We start from the raw sequence: 19,333 nt of genomic DNA, 5'->3' as shown, positions 1-19,333 counted from the left end.
CCGTAACGCTATATTGACTTTTTAGAGGTTGGAGCCAGTATTTCTGCTTATAAGAATGGGAGAGTCTCTAGTCTTATTTGTCAGAAACTTTGGCTTTATTTAAAGGTTGCTTCATTAATCGATGTGCTAATTTCTATAGTGAAAATCCAGCAGGTTAAGCTACTGACATAGAATGAAATTAGTGAGGAAGTAGAAAGGTATTTTTAAAGCCGTAGATGATTTTTCAAAACTATAGTGCGGTGACGGGAACATAATTAGCCTTGCACAAAATTCAAATTTCATGCTAGCTTATTGTATTCAATATACAGTCTTTTTGCTAATTGGAGTTTATAAAGTGAATAAAAATAAAATAGCCCTTGGGGTCTTATGTGCAGTACTCGCCAGTGGCTTTGTATACCAGCAAATGTCATTATCAAACCAAGATCAGCAAGGAACTAACCGCAGCTCCGCTGAAGAAGTGAATAAACCCACTGTAGCGAGTGCAATTGAAAATAGCACTCCCACAACAACTCATAGTGGCATCGACAGACCTTTGTTAGCACCCCCTCAACCAAGTGACATACACGTTAATACTGACAGTAGCTCCGTAACTAGCAGTAAAACTAAAGACAGAGTAGTTGCACAGTCGCATCAACTGCCAGCTGATCATCGCAGTGCTTCGCAGCCAAAAGCACATGGCCATGAAAACCAACATAGACACCCCGAAGATAACTCTTTATTACCACCGGGAGAACCGAAAAAACCGCTACCAACCGAAGAGGGTAACGGTTAATTCTAATTAATTACTGATAGGGATATCAGTAGTTTTTTGATGATAATGTCGTTAATTTTATAACTCAGTTCACCTAGTCCACTTTAAATTTCTGTTACTCACTTCTGCTTTTCTATCAAATCTGACCACTTTTCCTACTTTCAACGTCTAATTATTTACATGTTGTAACATCCTAATAACAAACGATAAAACACTTATTAATAAAGTACGAAGAAATTCTTAGTTATTTATAACTTGAATATTGTATACAAAATATTATATAAAACGTGTAGAAACATTTTTACACACTTGTTTCTATCAGAGAGGGATGTACGCGTTAGATGCAATTTGAGCAATAAAAAATATAACAAGCTTGCATTGCCACACGGACGAAATACCTAATCGCTATAATAAGAATAGGCTTAAGAAATATGAAACTAACAGCAAAGAAGACACTACTCGCAAGTGCGATATTTTTATCGTTAAATATGGCAAGCGCTCAAGCAGCTCAAATGTGTGGGGCTAAAACTTTAGACCGTCAAGGCGAAGTTCCTGCCAATCAAACTCACTGTATTACGGATTACGGACATTATTTGTATGTAACTGTACCTTATGAAAACAGTAACGTAACTATTACCACTTCCGGCGGCACATTCAACGGCAGTGATGCTGGTATTAAGCTGTATGACGGTAATGATTGGAGCGGAAATGTTGAGTTAAGCAGTACTAACCCAGGTACAAATGAAGAGAGCATTACTTTTGTTTCTCGTGCTGGCGAGCGTTACTTCAAAGTTGATGGCAATATTGAGCAAACTAGCTTAACCGTTACTATTAGTGGTGGTGATGTACCGCCGCCAATGGGCGACTATGTTATCTACAATACCAATGTTGTTGTTAATGTACCTGCTGCTTCTATTTCTTCTAAAGCAGAGTACAGCTCGGCTGTTTCTGCCATTTTAGTCGGCAGTTATGATGATTTTGCTGGTATTGCGGGTGCAGCTAATGATCCTATTAATGGCGTTTCAGATGCCATACATTATTTAGCAAAAGCTGACGATTTAGCTGACCCTGATCTAAACCAATTATTATATTTCTTAGCCTCTTATAAATACAATGCAGCTGCAATGACTGATGCAGAAGCATCAAAGCTAAGCACAGCATTATTAGCGGTAAGCCAAATGAGCAACTTTATTGCTCCAGCTGGCAGCGTTATCCAAGAGGGTTATGCAGCGGCACTAACAAACTTTAGAAATGATGCAAGTGCGGCTTATTTTAAAGACCACCTTCCGCATTTATTAGCCGTCATTCAGTATTATTCAGTGCAAACTAATCCATTTGGTATTAGCAATGGTGGTGATACTACCATGGCACTAATGGGCGCTCTTGGTGATGCTGCTTATTATGGTGATGCAAGTATAAAGTCAGCTATTAATACTAATATGTTAGATGTGTTATCAGTAATGCGTTCGTTTATCTTCTTAGGTGAAACGTCTTTAGATATGCGTTGGTCTACAGAAGCAGACAGAAAATGGATCATGCCTCACTCATTTATTACTATGGGTAAGTTAGCATCAATTGCTAGTGATGAAGCGAAAGCGCGCTTTGACAGTACTATATTAGAAGCTCGTACAAAGGTTATTGCAACTATCTCTGTTGTAACAACTGAAACAATTATCACCAAAAAATACTTAGAAAATGCTGGACGTACGTGTTCAGTAGGTGATCCGTTATTTGGTAGCTGTGTTGTACCACCAAAAGAGTCTGATATTTTAACGGTTAGTTATGACTGTACTGCTAATATCACTATTCGTGCACAAGCTTCTATTAGCCAAGCAACACTTGATCAATCTTGTGCTGATATGGCATTACAAGAAACTGAATTCCATGCTTTTTTCAATACCGCAGGTACGCCGGTTACAGGGGACATAAATGAACATATTGAAGTTGTTGCCTTTGCTAGTCCTGAAGACTATGAAAAATATGCGCCAGAATTTTTTGGTATTGCTACCGATAATGGCGGCATGTATTTAGAAGGCACACCAACAGCGCAAGGTAACCAAGCACGCTTTATAGCCATGCAATGTCCTGACTCTTGGTTAGGCTCTTCATGTCAATATATTGATCAAATATATAACTTACGCCATGAATTCGTTCATTACCTTGATGGCCGATATAATAAAGCTGGTTCATATGGCACTTTTGATCCAAACGCAGCCTGGGCTGAAGGTATGGCTGAATACATGGCCATGGGTAAAGGTCATACTCGTACATTGAAAACGCTGAAAGGTGAAACTATTCCACCATTGTATAACATCGTCTTTATGGGATATGAGTACGATAACTTATATCCTTGGGGCTACTTTGCAATGCGTTACTTAGGTGAAGAGCATAAAAATGAAGTAGAACTTATTGCTGCAACGCTAAAAGCTGGCGACAATGCTGCTTATAAAGCCGCTCTTAAAGGTGCAGTAGAACGTACTGGTGCTGGTTTTGAAGCTTATATGCTGGCCAACTCTGAAACTGTTGCGCCAATTGCTGCACAAATACCTGCACAGGATATGATTGGTAGTTGTGATTTAGCACAACAATATACTCGTTATTTTGATGCAGCAACCACCAACTTTAGCTTTACCAATACTACCGATACACCCGTGTCACTATTCTGGGTCGATAGCACAAAAGGTACAGCTAACTTTGGTAAGAATTACAAAACACTTAACCAGGGTGACAGTTATACTTCTAGTTCTTGGAAAGTGGGCGATCGCATGATGTTATCTGATAACAACATGAATTGTTTAGGTGTGGCGATAATGGCTGAAAATGATAATACTTTCACCATTAATGCTGATTTAGTAAAAGATGTTGTACCTGAAGTGATTCCAGCAATAAATGAAATGGGAAGTTGTGCTTTAGCACAGCCGCATTTGATTATGGACCAATCACATGAATTTACTATTACCAATACCTCAGATACCGCAGTGCGTTTATTTAGAATTGATAATGCTAAAGGTTCTATCATCACTACAAGTGGTGGTACTGGCTTTACTCATGGTTATGGTGTATTAGCTCCAGGTGCTACTTATAACAATGCTGTTTGGTATGGTGATCGCCGCTTAATGGTAACTGACAACAGCTTAAACTGTTTAAGTGTTGGTGTGTTAAACAATGCCGTTGCTAGCTTTACTGTTGACCAAACTATGGTTGCTAATGCCGCTGCTGCAGAAGTTATTCCAGCAGCAAATACCATTGGCAGTTGTGCATTGATGCAACAACATTTAACCGGCCCATTTGAAGCTGACTTCTCATTCATCAATAACAGCGATAAGCCGGTTCGAATTCATCGCGTTGATAATGAAACGGGTGAGCTAAATGTTGACTTTGGCTTTACTACCCTTGCCACTGGCGAAAGCTATGACAGTGTAGCTTCATGGAAATGGTTCGGTAATCGTCGAGCTGCCATTACAAATGAAAGCAACCAATGTTTAGGTGTTGCGGTAATGACAGAGGAAAATACCAGCAATGATTATATTATTACTAATGAACTAGGTGGCGGCGGTACTCAGCCACTAGATTCAGATGGTGATGGCGTAATTGATAGCTTAGATGCTTTCCCATTTGACCCGACTGAAACCGTTGATAGCGATGGTGATGGTGTAGGTGACAACGCTGATGCCTTCCCATTTGACGCATCAGAAACTAAAGATACTGATGGTGACGGAATTGGTGACAATAGCGACCCAACGCCAAATGGTGATGTAGATACTGACGGAGATGGTCATTTAGATAGTGTTGATGCTTTCCCAAATGATCCTACTGAATGGGCTGATAGTGATGGAGATGGTCATGGTAACAATAGTGATGCATTCCCTAACAATGCCGCTGAATGGTTAGATACAGATGGTGATGGTGTTGGTGATAACAGTGACGTATTCCCAACAGATGCAACAGAATGGGCTGATAGCGACTTAGATGGTTTTGGTAATAACAGCGATGCTTTCCCTAACGATGCAACTGAATGGTTAGATACTGACGGTGATGGTTTTGGTAATAACAGTGATGTTTTCCCTAACGATGCAACTGAATGGTTAGACTCAGATGGTGACGGTATGGGTGATAACTCTGACCCGTATCCAAATGATGCAACCAACGGCGGCGGTGTTACCGTACCTGATTGTGGCGCAGCAACTATTACTAGTGGCAAATTAACGCTGGAAAGTAACGAATGTGTTGCTGGTGGTCGTGGTTCATTTTATGTATGGGTTGAACAAGATAATACCAACTTATTCTTAACCACTGCGGGTGGTAATGGTGATGTAGGTATCTATTTCAACGCTGATAACTGGGCGACTAAAGATAACTATCAGTCAGCTTCTGCAGCGACAGGTACAGTGCAATCATTACAAGTTACAGCAAACCGAGGCTGGCGCTACATTACATTAGATAGTGCAAATAGCTATGCTGATGTAACGTTTAAAGTGAGCTTATCTGGTGATGTTGCACCACCGGTAGAGCCACCTGTAACTGGCACAATTGCTAATGCATGTACCACTTCTGCACCGTTTACTTATGGCGCTATCGCTTCTGGTACAGCACTTTGTACAGGTAATGGCCATAATAGTTACTACGTCTATTTAGATAATAGCGTTACTAGCATTGAAGTGAATACGGCACATGGTAATGGTGAAGTAGAGCTTTATACGGGAACTAGCTGGCCAACAGCTGCTAGCCACACGCAAAAGTCTACAACTGCCGGTACTACTGTACAAAGCATCACTGTTAATAACCCTCCAACAGGTTGGTTTTACATTGCAGTTGAGAGCACAGGAAGTGACGTAGCAGTACAAGTTGATGTGAAATAACTTGTTAGCATAAAAAGCTAAAAAGAAGTAATTACTGGTAACGGTATTTACTAAAAATAGAACGGGCCTTTTGGCCCGTTTTTTATATCTATCAATAAACTACGCCTTACTTCCCTTAAAATTCGTTAATAGCGTTGGTTATATTTTTGTTTTATCCTAGCTAAACTTCAATAAGTGCAACCTTTTCCTTTTTCGCAGTGGGTTAACGAGTTCAATAAAGTAACAGTTAAGGTTTAAATAATGATTCTAGCTATAGATCAAGGTACTACAGGAACAACCATTAGCATTACCACGAGTCAAGGCCAAGAAGTGGGGCGCGCCTATAAGGAATTTCAGCAGTATTACCCTAAGCCAACTTGGGTTGAACATGATCCGCTAGAAATTTGGCAAGTAACCCAAGATGGTCTTTTGCAGGCTCTAGAGGCTGCAGAATTAACCGCCGGTGATATAAGTTGTATTGGTATCACTAACCAAAGAGAAACCACAGTTGTTTGGCATAAAGAGACTGGTGAGCCATTATATAATGCCATTGTTTGGCAGTGTCGACGTTCAGCAGAGCTTTGCCAACAAATTAAGAAATCAGGTAAAGCAAATTGGCTGCATCAAAAAACAGGCTTGATGGTTGATGCCTATTTTTGTGCGACAAAATTGCAATGGTTATTCAATGAAAAGCCAGAATTAAAAGCCTTGGCAGAGCAGGGTAAACTTGCCTTTGGCACTATAGACTCATGGCTGATGTGGCAGTTAAGTGGCGGAGAGGCCCATTGTACTGATCACAGTAATGCTTCGCGCACCCTATTTTACAATATTCATCAGCAAAAATGGGATGATGACCTACTGGCTTTTTTTGATATTCCTAAATCAATATTGCCAACCATTAAAGCCTCGGCAGGTTTGTTTTGTCATAGCTCCGCGAAAGGTTTTCTTGGCGTAAAAATTCCAATTACCGGTGTTTCTGGCGATCAGCAATCCGCTTTATTTGCTCAACAATGCACCCAAGCGGGTATGATCAAAAATACCTATGGCACTGGTTGTTTTATGCTGATGTACACCGCAGACCAAGCATATTTTTCTGATAACGGTTTATTAACAACAATTGCTTGTGATAAAAATGGGCAGCCAGCGTATGCACTTGAAGGGGCTGTATTTATTGCTGGCGCAGGGGTGCAATGGTTAAGAGATCAATTGCAACTTATTGACCATGCTGATGAAACTGAAGCATTGGCGTTAAGTGTTACTGATAATAACGGTGTTTATTTTGTGCCAGCCTTTAGTGGCCTTGGCGCACCTCATTGGAATATGCAGGCTAGGGGGCAGATCTCAGGTCTTACCCAAGGCTGTACTAAAGCGCACATTGTCAGAGCGACGTTAGAAGCCATTGCCTTTCAAAGTTATGATCTGATGCAGTTGATGCAACAAGAAAGCTCGATAAAAATTAAACAATTAAAAGTAGATGGCGGCGCTTGTGCTAATAATTTTTTGATGCAGTTTCAAGCTGATCTATTAGACATTACCATTAACCGACCTGCCAATATTGAATCCACTGTGCTGGGAGCGACAATTTTAGCGGCAATGGGAAATAACATTTGGTGCGCCGAAACTGTGCCAGAAATTCTGTATGGTAGAGGAGATAGTTTCAGCGGACAATTACCAAAAACAGCCTGTAATAGTTTGGTGGCTGATTGGCATAATGCTGTCAAGAATTGCCTTGTGGATAAATAAACGATACCACTAGCCAATAAATTTTTTTGAATGCAGTGTAACCCCTAAATCACGATGCAGTGAAAAATATGCGCTGATCTATCAAAGGTGGTTCATCAACTTTACTGTTCACTGTAATTTATTAGCGCTTTTCTTTAATATTGATAACAATGCTGGTGCTGATTTATAGCCTGCGATTAAGGTGCCATCATCTAATATGATCGCGGGTGTTCCTCTGATACCAAATGATTTTCCTGCGTTATAGTGTGCTTTCACCGGGGATTTGCAATTTTCCACGGGTTTAATGTGTTTCCCCTTATTGAGTTTTGCTGCGGTGAGTGCTTTTTGAGGATCATCACTGCACCAAATATTTGCTAAGTTGCTAAAGCCTGAACCTTTTAAGCCATACCGGGGATAAGCCATATAACGTATGGTAACTCCCGCAGCCAAGTAATCATCAATTTCGTGATGTAATTTACGACAGTAACCACAGGTGATATCAGTAAAAATCGTTACAGAAAACTTCTCGCTTGGCGATTTATAGATGATTGTAGAGTCATGATTTTTACTCACTGCTTCAGCACGTAACTGCTTTATGGCGTTTGTTGTTATATTAGTACGGCTTTTTATTTCAATGACACTGCCTTTAATCAAGTACTTACCATCAGCGCTAATATACATAACCCCTTTGTCGGTTATTAACTCTTTTAAGCCCGAAGTGACATTATTGCTTACTGAATTAACTTTGATACCCAAGCGTTTAAGATCGTTAACTAGGGCTGGAGAAAGCTTGCTTGTATTAGTATTAATCGTGGCTTTTACGGGGGTAATCATTATCACGTTACTGTCACTAGCATAGGATGTAATGGTTATATTTATCGAAGCTAACCCTAATACTATCAGCAGGTTTTTTAAATGAAAGTTTGTCATAGTAAGCTCTTAGTCAGTTTATTATTCTAGCTATACCTAGATCGGTTGGCAGGTTTGTTGTTTAACTGTTTGTTATTTTACTTTTTATAACTTAACTGTTTGAAATGACTGGTAAAGGTGTTATCAGTAACTGCAAGAGCTGATGCTTATTTCTAACAGTCATTTCTCGCGCAGTTACTTGGTAATGGCAGTGAGTATTATTCAGCAGTCGCCGTTAAGGTAACTCCTTCAAAAGAGCCCCAAGCAGAGAGCACAATATAATAACTCCCCATTTGTGTAGCTTCAATAGTACACAACTCATTGGTATCAGAATTACTTGAACCGCAATCTTTATCCCACATCACCGGTGCTTCACCAAACTTAACAAATAAGTCGACATCACCTGTACCGCCCAATGTTTGTACTTTTAGCGTTTTACCGGCTTCAACATCTAGGGTAAAGGTAAGCTTTTCTGTACTGCTTAAGTTACTTTCATTTAAACCAGTATCATTGCTACAACTTTGCTGCTCAGGTGTTTCAGTACAATCAATGGGACAAGTATTGCTTGCTTGGCAATCATTTACAGCAGCATAAGTAGCAATTAATGATAAGTCATCAAAGCTATCAAATGCGTGCACCATTACATGGTAAGTACCTACTTGTGGCTCATCTATAGTGCACTCTTCATTTGATGAAGAGGTATAACCTCTGCAGTCATAAACCGAAGTAGTCGGCTCTGCGCCATATTGAAGGTATAAGTCAGCATCTCCATTTCCTTGTGACGTTGTTGCAATGCTTAATAGTTGCGTATTCTCAGGTACATCAATGGTAAAATATTCCATCTCTTTATCCGCTAATGACAGCGATACCGCGCCGCCATTTACTAACACAGTAGTTGTTGGTTCTTCAATACAGCTAGGCTCATTGACATTGTCAGGATTTTCACAAAAACAAGGCTCATCAATTTCACAGATAACAACACAGCTTGGGTGATCAGCATTTACTGGGTTTTGACAAAAACATGGCTCACTGATACTACACGACGGAATTTCGCCGTCATTTCCGCCCATTTTATAAGCGAACAACAAACCCATTTGAGCAAACTTGATTGGTTGGTCGATATGACCATTTTCTACAGTATCTGAAGGTAAATGTAGATTAGGGTTGAAGCAGCATAATACCCCTTCTTCATGTTCATAAGGTGCTTCAAATGGGAATGATGCGGGGAAACCTTGTTCATGGAATGGATAGTGATCTGAACAACCGTATCCACATTCTGTTTCGCCATAAGTAACATCGGGTAGGTAGTCATCGATAATACTTTTTAATAACTGATTTTGTGAAACATCGGTTAAGTCAGTAACAAAATAAATGTCTTTGCTCCCACCTTTATATAAAGTCATATCAAGGTTAAGCATACCCAAAACATTCACACCGGCATTTTTATAGGCTCTTGATATTTCGCCTGAGCCTAAAAAACCATTCTCTTCACCAGCAATACCCATAAATTGGATAGTACGCAGTGGTTTGTAGTTTGTATCGCTCAATACACGCATGATTTCGGTGATAGTTGCGACACCTGAGGCATTATCATCAGCTCCTGGAGCAAGATCAGAATTCATAGAACGATTCGCTATTGAATCAATATGAGCACCAATGATGACTATTTCATCTTTTAAAATGGCATCTGAGCCTTCAATAGTTGCTATGACGGTAGATTGATCTGTCCACAAATGTTCATATTGTGTCACCGTGATATCGGTATGACTTGCCGTCATATTTGACCAGGTATCAAATAACCAATTTGAAGCGACTACCCCGCCAGGTTCATTATTTTTACGGGTATCAACTAAGTTCGAAAAATCACTTGCTAGATCAATAATATTGCTTTGCTCCAATAAAGGAACATTAGTAGCAGCCCAATCGGATGCATCGTTTATCAAATGTCTTTCTACCAATTCAGGCTCAATCAGACTGTTAATTGATATTTCATTGCTCGCTAGTATGTTCATTTCAGCTAACGCGACAGGAAGCGATGTTTGAACATATAAACCACCGCAGCGATGTGAGTCTTGATGATGTGCTGTAGACGCTTGTTCAATTTGAGCCATGGTTAATTGAGCGGTAGTGACCTTGCCGATAGTAATTTGATTAAATGAATCTTGCCCTGGTAATTTCGCTACTTTGGTGAATATATTTTGTGCTTCTGATGCAGGGAAGCTAGTCCAATGTAAGGTATTGTCCTTAACGGTAATATCTATGGGTTGTAACTGCGTTGCAAATGTCATGGTTGATGCCATAGCAAGTGCACATAAAGTGAATATTTTCATCGTTTACCCTCGAATTTATTAGAGCCAATTATGTTTTTATTTTTATTAAGTTTTACTAACTAAGTTAATTGGTAGGTGTTTTTATACGCTAATAAAATTATAAAGTACTTGCATGAGGGAATGATTGCGAACTTGCTAAACTATTGTCTTTTATTAGCAATAAACACCCATAAATCAAACGATAACGACATATAAATCATATGAAGTTAAAATCAACAGATGTTATCACCATGCATATTCACCTTGGTCTAACGTGATGCTTAAGTATGAGCAATACTGTTAAAAGAAGGGGGAGCTAAGCACTAAAAAGTTCAGCTTTAAGGCTCTTAAATTCAATAGTTTTTAAGTTCAATAGTGGGCCAACTGAGGTGGGGGGTAATTATCACAAGCAAGGTGAAATGGCTTAGTTGGAAGTGGGTTACAACCTTATTGCGACATAGTTTCGGCATAGTTTCGGCATAGTTCGATATAATTACGACTTGCCATCGTGCAGTCAACAAATGTCTTATTAATAACTAAGAGAACAGTTTTTGACAAATAGATACGGTAGCGCGTTTTTTTAAATGTTGATGTTGGCAATATTTACTTAATGCTTCTTTATTACCAACAGCACCATGAAAGCACTTTCTAAACTGAGTCGCTAATATCAACCAGTTTTCAGGGTTAATGTTTAATCTTATTAATAACTCTGCTTGGTTATCATCAATATATCCGCTTTTATCTTCTCTTATACAACGGCCGGTAAGTTCAACAAGTTGGATATAATCAGTTAACTCAAAGGGTAAACCTTTAGGCATATTACTTTTTGGGTTGCCAATAAAAGGCAATAAACTAGGAGGTTGCTGCTGTTTTTGTTCTTTCATTTCGCCATTTAACTTACATACAGCACCAATTCGCTGTTTTATACTGGTGTAACTTGATGATTCAGGCGTTTTAGCTATGCTGGCTCTGACTGGGTTTAAATCAACATAAGCCATGCATGCAGCCAATGCGGCTTCATCAAGTAAGGCCTGTGATTTAAAGCGGCCTTCCCAAAATCGACCCGTGCAGTTATCTTCTTGGTTAGCTTGTCTGGCAATGGACTCGTTTAATAAACGCATAAACCAACTAATATCCATTAACCGCTGACGATATATTTCCGCAGTATCCACGACCATTTTTTGCAAGGGTTCAATTAACGTGTCGCCACGCAAATACTGTTGAGTTAGTAGAGTACCTTTAAACAACGTATGCCAACGACTTAGTACTTCATCCATTGACCAAGATAAAGCTTGTTGTTCATCGACAAATAACACCATATGGGTATGATTGCTCATCACCGCATAAGCACAAATATCAATAGCAAATATCTGACTAAGCGCTAAGAGTTTATCTTCAACCCACGCTCGTCTATGTTCGAAACTTTGCCCTGTAGTTTTGTCTTCACCGCAAAGAAATGCTCTGCGTACACAACGTGAAATACAATGATAATAAGGGGTATCAATTAAACTGATTTGTTGCTTTCTTGGTGTAGCCATAATCATCACCTTTAGTGATTTGTTGATGATTATTTAAGCGTAGTTTAGAAGATAGCAAAACACCATTTGAGTGGGTGTCTGCTATTTACTACTTGTTTTCATGGTTTCTCTAAGTTTATAGAAGATAGCAGAATACCATTTGAGTGGGTGTCTGCTATCTACATTTCTGCTCAATGATAATAAGGGGTATCAATTAAACTGATTTGTTGTTTTCTTGGTGTAGCCATAATCATCACCTTTAGTGATTGTTGATGATTATTTAAGCGTAGTTTAGAAGATAGCAAAACACCATTTGAGTGGGTGTCTGCTATTTAGTTATGAGTGGGTGTCTGCTATTTATCCTGGTGTCTGCTATTTATCAGGTGTCTGCTATTTATCACGATTATTCAAAATAAGACGCTATAAACAATAAAGCCCCGACGAGCGAGGCTTTAGATAAAGCTGTATTAGTTCAGCTTAGTTTCAACTTTTACTGAGCTGTTCTAATTTAGGGATGTCCCTTTTTATTTCTTATTCTTATTCTTTTTACATTCTTTTTATACTTTCTACTTTTTCATCACCAAAATAACTTCTGGAAAAGTATATATTTTCATTATCAATACTTTTTAAATTAATAACATCAGACTTGGCTTTTAATGCTCTCAAATCAAAAGTATCTAAATTAACCTCTGTGAGAACGAAACCATTAAAAAAGATACTTTTTTTTCTAACTGGTATATATAAACAGCGATCTTTCACCAAAAAAGGCCCACCAAAGTACATTGACGGGAGAATTAATTTATCACCTATAAACAGCCGACCTATTGTTGGTCCTCCTTGACATACCTCCTGTCGGTATTTAACACTAACTATATCTCCGGATAAAGTGGTTATATCACTATAAAAAACGGGATCACTCATTTACCTCACCACACTAGTTGATTTCCCAACTACCTTATTAGAGTTTATTAAAAATTGAACTAAACCACCAGGATAGCGAAAACCTTGTGAGCCAACAAGCCCGAAAGTAATGGGTGTACCTTTAGGAATAGTGCCTATAGTTAGAGTTGTTAATGGGTTCCATGATGGCTTAATTGCATTAAAAGTTCTATTTACAAATACTCCACTCCCAACTCTGAGTCCCCAATGTTGTGCTTCAGTAGCTCCGATAGAACCAAATCTTTGTACTGATATATTGACAGGGGTTTTAATCGTGATACCGCCTAATAAAAAACCTTTTGCCGTAGTAAAAACACCTTGAAATAATGAAGCCCCACCGACTAGATAGCAAGTAGGGCAAATAGTATCAACACCAGGTTCATCAATTGGTGCAGGAGTTTGTGTTATTGGAGGCATTGCAGGTATATCAGCTTCTTTAATAGTGTTACTCGAACTATAATCAGTAACACTCACTCCACTACAGCCCCTGTCTTCATCTTTGTACTTACCACATAAGCCTGTAGGATCACTCATATTAACCGGATCATTGCCCACATAACCATACCAGTTCATACCATCTTTGTAGCCAATAGGATCTGTCTGCATAAACCGCCCAAGCTTTGGATGATAAACCCGTGCTTTGTAATAATATAACTCGGTGCCCGGTAACAAAATCTGGCCAGTATATCTAAAGCGCGAAGTACTGCTATTGATCGGCTCACCAAAAGGTCCATATTTGTGTGTGCCACTTATACTACCTGTTTTAGTTGTCTCGGCAATAATTGAACCGCGCTCATTGGCGAGTAAATAGGTCGGGTTCGTTGTGCCTGAGCCAACATACCACACTAAAGGATCATCCGTGCCTATACCATGCACATAACGGTTTATTAAGGTACCAGTACTGTTATATTCAGCAACTAATTCATCACCATCGTATAAAAAGCTGGTTTTGCTGCCATTTAGGGTAGAGCTTTGTAAACGCCCAGTAGGGTCGTAAGCCAAACTTAACGCCGTGCCGCTTTTTGCTGCGGAGGTTAACCTATTATGAACATTGAAATTATAGGTCCAGCCATCATAGTTGGTTAAGTTACCCGTTAAGTCATGATCAACATTCTTACCACCGACATTGGTATATTGGTTTAAATTATTTACGTCATATACTTGTGTGCTTTGGCTAGGAATATTAATTTGAAAACTGTCATTACTGACTTCTCGGCTAACAATTTGGCTAGCAGCATTGTAAGTAAAGTTGGAATTATTAATCAAGTTATGATTAAAGTCAGTAACGCGGCCAAGTGTATCTTGGCTTATCGATGACGTTACGCCGTTATTGCGAGACATCGAGGTTAATCGGCCTAAATTGTTATAACCGTAGTTAACTAAAGAGGTTGTATTATTTTCTTTAATCGCTGTTAAGGCACCGGTGGCGTCATAAACATAATGAATATTAAAGCCATCATCATGGGTCAGTTTTTCGCGACGACCAGCAGCATCATAATCATAGGTTAAGGTGCGTGCATTTGAGGTACTTGTTTTTAAACGACTTAAATCATCATAAGTGTAAGCTACCGTATCAGTGCCTCTTTTAACTGAGGTTTGTCTGCCTATGGCATCATAAGCAAAGATTATACTGCTTTCCCCTGGTACTAAGGTGTTCTTTTTGGCATTGATGGCATCATAATTGTGCGTCAAGGTAAGGCCGTCACGCTTGCGCCAAGTTTTTACATTACTATTAGCGTCATACGTATTTTGTTCGTAAGTGTTATCTGGAAAAAAGGTAAACTCTAATCTATCAAAGTCATCGTAATTATAAATAGTTTTGTTACCGTTACCGTCTTTACGCGAAATAACTTGACCGTTTTCGGTATAACCAATTTCAATATCGATGCCTTCAACCGCAGTAGCATAACCTGAAACCGTTTTAGTTAAGCGCGATAAGCTATCATAGCTATTTTTTGTGATACGGTCTGGACCAAAGTCACCTTCACTGCCTAAACTACAAGCTGAGCTAGGTGCACTGCTAAAGGCTGCCGAATTCATCCTTGTTACTTTACATTCCACTCGATTAGCGCTGTCGTATGATACTTGTGACAGGCTGTCAATTTTACTGCTGGTGCCAGCCATGGTTTTAGTAAGCAAACCAAGGCTGTTAAAGCTGTTAGTGATGACATTATTAACAGTAAAGCTTGAGGTCATTGTTGTGGTTATTGGCGCACTCACTGCAGCGTTTAGGGTGCCTGTTTGTGAGGTCAATACTTGACCGTCTTGTGCACGGTAAGTCGTTTTAGTGGCTACACGGTAACCTTGTTGATTAACAGCCCCTATGCTCCAAGTTTTACGACCAGATGTATCATAGGCAAAAAAGACTGCATCGTTGGTTCCGGCTAATGGCCCATCTTCTTCAATTACTCGCCCAGCTGTATCATAGCCATAAGTGATAGTGCTACTAATACTTCCTGTACCGCTAGTTTTCTTCACGCTTTTAGGTAGTTTAGTATTGCCCCAATAGCTATATTCGGTAACTTGTTCGTCTTTGCTGCCACATGTTGAGCCACCACAGACAGAGGTTTTTATTAGGCGGTAAATGCCCTCCGCTTTTAAGTACTCATTTGTTGTTACTCTGCGAGTACCATTTGCCGCTGCAGGCTCGGTTTTAGTGAGCATGCCACCATGCCCGGCAAAGGTATAATCGGTACGTTTTCCGTTGGCATCGATGTTATATTCAGGTTTGAAACAAGCTATCTTAATGAAGCCATCATCACAGCTATAAATATCGTAATATGCACTGGTGACAATATCGGCCATGGAGGAACTAGGTTTAGCGATAAGTCTTTTTTCTGTAACATTGCCGAGACGATCATAACTGAATTTTACTTTATTTCCTTCGGGGTAAGTGATTTGCGTAAGCCTATTCTCCGAAGTATAAGCATAAAAGGTTTCATGGCCAAAGCTGTCTACTTCGCTTGAAATACGCTGGCTCTTTTTAGGGTATTTATCTGTAGCCAGTTTTATCGTGCGGCTATAATCTTCCGGGCCCGTTATATCTATTTGTTCGAATTGTTTTCTTGGGTCTTTGGTCGAGGCTGTGACTGGGGTGTAATTATAGCTATAGGTTTTGCCATTATTATTAACGGAGGTAACAAATAGACCATGGCTCGTATTATTGTAAGTACGAGTTTCGGAATAAACACTAATATTATCACTACTATCATCAGGTAATTTACTGGAAAATATACGAGAATAATCTTCAAAGCTGCTATCACTGCCAAAGCCACTATATTGCCACTCTCTACCTTGTAGGTTGGTAACACCGGATAATGAATAGGTGTTTTGGGCTAAAATAATGCTAGTCTCACTCGTTTTTACAATAGTAGCACTGGCGGTTTTCCCCCAGTGACCAGAAGCCAGATCATTAGAGAGATAGGTAAACGATATTTGGTAGCCAGTATTACTGGTGATTAATGTCGGTCGATAGAAAATATTAGGTGGTAAGCTGGAATCAATGTCGTAACTTAAATTGAGTACTTCTCCATCAGGGTAAATAATTTGACTGGCATAAGAGACACCTCTTTCAAAATATGAACCGTATTCCTCATCTGTGAAGTAAGCCGATTTTAAGGTATAACGGACAATTATACCGGTTTTACCTTGGTGATAAGTAAAGGATTTATTGCTCATGTTGCCCATTAGGGTAGAGCCGGTGTTATTGGTTGCAACACAAGTATGGTCACTACAATTAAAGAATTCAGAGGTACTGCCGCCAAAGGTAACGGAATAAGACTCTTTTCGAACAGAGCCTGCAGGAACTCTGTGCCATGTACCATGTATTCTTGAATTTAACTTTTGCACAGTACTAAACGATAAACGAGGCGCAGCAGGTATGCCTAAGGTAGTTATTTGTGGGTAGTACTTACCCGATAAAAAGTCGACACCATTAACATCTGGGGCGATACTTAATGGTTTTATATACCCGTCACTCTCCACATCCTCTTGAGCTGCAGTATTAAAGGTAGTTAAGGTTGAAAGTAATATAAATAATATTATTGCTAAGTTTTTCATTAGTTTGCTTTCCCTGCAGTTGTTCTATTTCCGGCATCATCATATGCAAAAGAAGTTTCTTCTTTTGCAGAGCTAATCACTGATATTAATCTTCCTCGTGCATCGTATTTATACTGCACGGTATTGGCAACTACTGTGACTGCTATGGTTATATTCGCGGTTTTATTGCCATCACTGACTTGTACAACAAAGCTATCAATCTCATCAGCTTGTGCGTTGGAGTTTGAGGTATAAGAAATAACACCAGTGGTAGCATTCGCGCTTGCTAGTCCTTTGTTTGCTTGGCTTTTAATTGACCAAGTTAATGAACTATTATCGACATCTGTAGCACTTAAGGTGATAGTTTTTGTGGTGCCTTTAAGTAAGTTAATTTCGTGATTTGTGCCTTGAGATATTATCGGCGCGTCATTAATGGGCTTTACGGTAACAATAAAGGCATCTGATTTTTTTACGCCACCAGCATCTTCAACGGTTACGGTAATTGTGGCACTGCCATGTTTATCTGTTAATGGCGTAACCTTAATTGTTCGGTTAGCCCCTGAGCCAGCAAGCACTAAACGACTGGTTGGTATGAGGCTGGGATTAGTTGATGTTACCGACAGTTTTAGTGAACTGGTTGCCGTCTCAACATCACCAATAGTAAAGCTTAGGTTACCAGTATTGCCGTCTTCATCGATAGTTTTAGCCGTAATATCGGTAATAGTGGGGGCATCGTTAACCGATTTCACCGTAACCACAAAGGCATCTGATTTTATGCCTGCATGTGCATCCCTTACGGTGACTGTGATTGTTGCACTACCATATTGATTGGCAAGCGGTGTTACCTTAACTGTTCTGTTTGCCCCTGAGCCACCAAAAGATATGCCACTGGTGGCTATTAGGCTCGTTTTACTGGATGTAACAGAAAGTACTAAAGAGCTTGTTGGTGTTTCTATATCACCAATGGAGAAGGGGATATAGCCGGTATTACTGTCTTCATTGATGGACCTATTAGTAATATTAGCAATAGTAGGTACGTCGTTAACTGAGTTTACCGTCACTATAAAAGCATCGGACCTTATGCCACCGTCGCTATCCTTAATATACACGGTGATGGTGGCACTACCATATTTGTTTGCTAACGGCGTAACTTTAACCGTACGGTAATAACCAGAGCCGCCAAAGCTAATTCTGCTGATTGGTATGAGGCTGGTATTGTTTGAGGTAGCAGAAAGTGACAGTGTGCTGGCAGGTGTTTCAACATCGCTAATGGTAAAAGCTATATTACCGGTATTGCTGTCTTCATTGATGGCTTTATTGCTGATATTAGAGGTGCTGGGAATATCATTAACCGAGTTCACAACCACCAAATACGCATCCGATCTTGTGGCGCCATTGCCATCTGTTACCGTAACTGTAATTCTTGCTGTGCCATATTTATTGGCTAATGGTATGGCTCTAATCGACCGGTTAGCGCCAGAGCCAGCGAGATTTATTCTACTGGTAGGTATAAGTGCAGTATTATTTGATGATACTGAAATTGAGAGTGAATTAGTTGAGGTTTCAACATCGCCAATAGTAAAAGGCACATAACCCGTGTTGCTATCTTCACTGATGGTTCTACTCGCAATGTTTGAGATTGTTGGCGCATCATTTATACAATTTACTGTTACATAAACCGTTATTCTAGTTATGTGATGTATGGTGCCTAAGGTTGTTGCACCTTTAGTGGTTTTTGATACTGTAATTTGGCTGACATCGTCAGATAAGGTTAACTGGGCTGGTAAAGAAGCTGACTCTTTAGCGGCCGAGGGTTGTGATACTGCGTTTAAATTAGGTGGTCTACCGCCACCGCCACCGCCACCGCCGCCAGAAGAGGTGTACTTATGCAGTGAATAAGTGTAAGTGTCGCTACCACAATAGTTTGCCGTTGGTTTATAGGTAATGTACTTGGTGGATGAGTTATAAGTTAAACTGCCATGGCTTGTTGAACTATAGCCTAAATATTGATAGGTGGTGGATTCTGAGCCATAAATACTATGACTTTTTGATGAATCTTCGTTAACAGAAAAGGCTTCTGTTTTGTCGTATTGGTTTAATGCTAATGTCGCCTGACTGAAAAATACTAAGCTTAATATTGTTAGCCAAACAAAAAATGAACGTGATAGTTCGAACATCTAAATTCCCTTTAAATTGTTGTTATTATTTTTAAGGTCGGTAATAGAACACAAATTGTTACATTGTGCAATTTTAAATCACAACGTTTTTGTTACTAAAAAGTAACAGGTTACTAACAAAGTATAAGAATAG

The 19,333-nt window shown here is 39.5% G+C and carries 9 protein-coding genes; 3 read left to right on the top strand and 6 right to left on the bottom strand.

Going from position 1 to position 19,333, the window contains the following annotated elements:
• The first annotated feature begins 334 nt into the window (after window positions 1-334).
• The 3 genes from GAB14E_RS08130 to glpK all read left to right on the top strand — a co-directional run bounded on the left by GAB14E_RS08130 (window position 335) and on the right by glpK (window position 7,332).
• On the top strand, window positions 335-772 hold the full coding sequence (locus GAB14E_RS08130; RefSeq protein WP_033083054.1) for a hypothetical protein: 438 nt from the start codon (window positions 335-337) through the stop codon (window positions 770-772).
• Window positions 773-1,182: 410 nt separating this feature from the next.
• Window positions 1,183-5,610 (top strand): collagenase, encoded by a 4,428-nt coding sequence (locus GAB14E_RS08135; RefSeq protein ID WP_035126778.1) that lies wholly within the window; start codon window positions 1,183-1,185, stop codon window positions 5,608-5,610.
• A gap of 240 nt (window positions 5,611-5,850) precedes the next feature.
• Complete coding sequence (glpK, locus tag GAB14E_RS08140) at window positions 5,851-7,332, top strand: glycerol kinase GlpK (RefSeq protein ID WP_052093792.1); 1,482 nt, start codon at window positions 5,851-5,853, stop codon at window positions 7,330-7,332.
• Window positions 7,333-7,440: 108 nt separating this feature from the next.
• Here the strand turns inward: glpK and dsbC are convergent, their stop codons facing one another.
• The 6 genes from dsbC to GAB14E_RS08160 form a co-directional block, all read right to left on the bottom strand.
• Complete coding sequence (dsbC, locus tag GAB14E_RS0123170) at window positions 7,441-8,241, bottom strand: bifunctional protein-disulfide isomerase/oxidoreductase DsbC (RefSeq protein WP_052093790.1); 801 nt, start codon at window positions 8,239-8,241, stop codon at window positions 7,441-7,443.
• A gap of 197 nt (window positions 8,242-8,438) precedes the next feature.
• Window positions 8,439-10,550: a M20/M25/M40 family metallo-hydrolase gene (locus GAB14E_RS23755; protein WP_035126776.1), complete on the bottom strand. Its 2,112-nt coding sequence runs from the start codon at window positions 10,548-10,550 to the stop codon at window positions 8,439-8,441.
• Between the two features lie 515 nt (window positions 10,551-11,065).
• The gene (locus GAB14E_RS08145; RefSeq protein ID WP_033083053.1) at window positions 11,066-12,067 is read right to left on the bottom strand and encodes a transposase; all 1,002 of its coding nucleotides are present in this window, start codon (window positions 12,065-12,067) and stop codon (window positions 11,066-11,068) included.
• Between the two features lie 525 nt (window positions 12,068-12,592).
• A complete protein-coding gene (locus GAB14E_RS08150; RefSeq protein ID WP_033083052.1) occupies window positions 12,593-12,967 on the bottom strand; it encodes a hypothetical protein in 375 nt (124 codons plus the stop codon).
• On the bottom strand, window positions 12,968-17,044 hold the full coding sequence (locus tag GAB14E_RS08155; protein WP_033083051.1) for an RHS repeat domain-containing protein: 4,077 nt from the start codon (window positions 17,042-17,044) through the stop codon (window positions 12,968-12,970).
• Complete coding sequence (locus GAB14E_RS08160; RefSeq protein ID WP_033083050.1) at window positions 17,044-19,200, bottom strand: Ig-like domain-containing protein; 2,157 nt, start codon at window positions 19,198-19,200, stop codon at window positions 17,044-17,046. Before GAB14E_RS08160 ends, GAB14E_RS08155 begins: the two co-directional genes overlap by 1 nt.
• Window positions 19,201-19,333: the final 133 nt, after the last annotated feature.

This window comes from Colwellia psychrerythraea, from assembly GCF_000764185.1.
In the GTDB taxonomy this organism is placed as follows: Bacteria; Pseudomonadota; Gammaproteobacteria; order Enterobacterales; family Alteromonadaceae; genus Colwellia; species Colwellia psychrerythraea_B.
The sequence above is the reverse complement of the archived record's forward strand: the minus strand, read 5'-3'. Positions and strand labels throughout refer to the sequence as shown.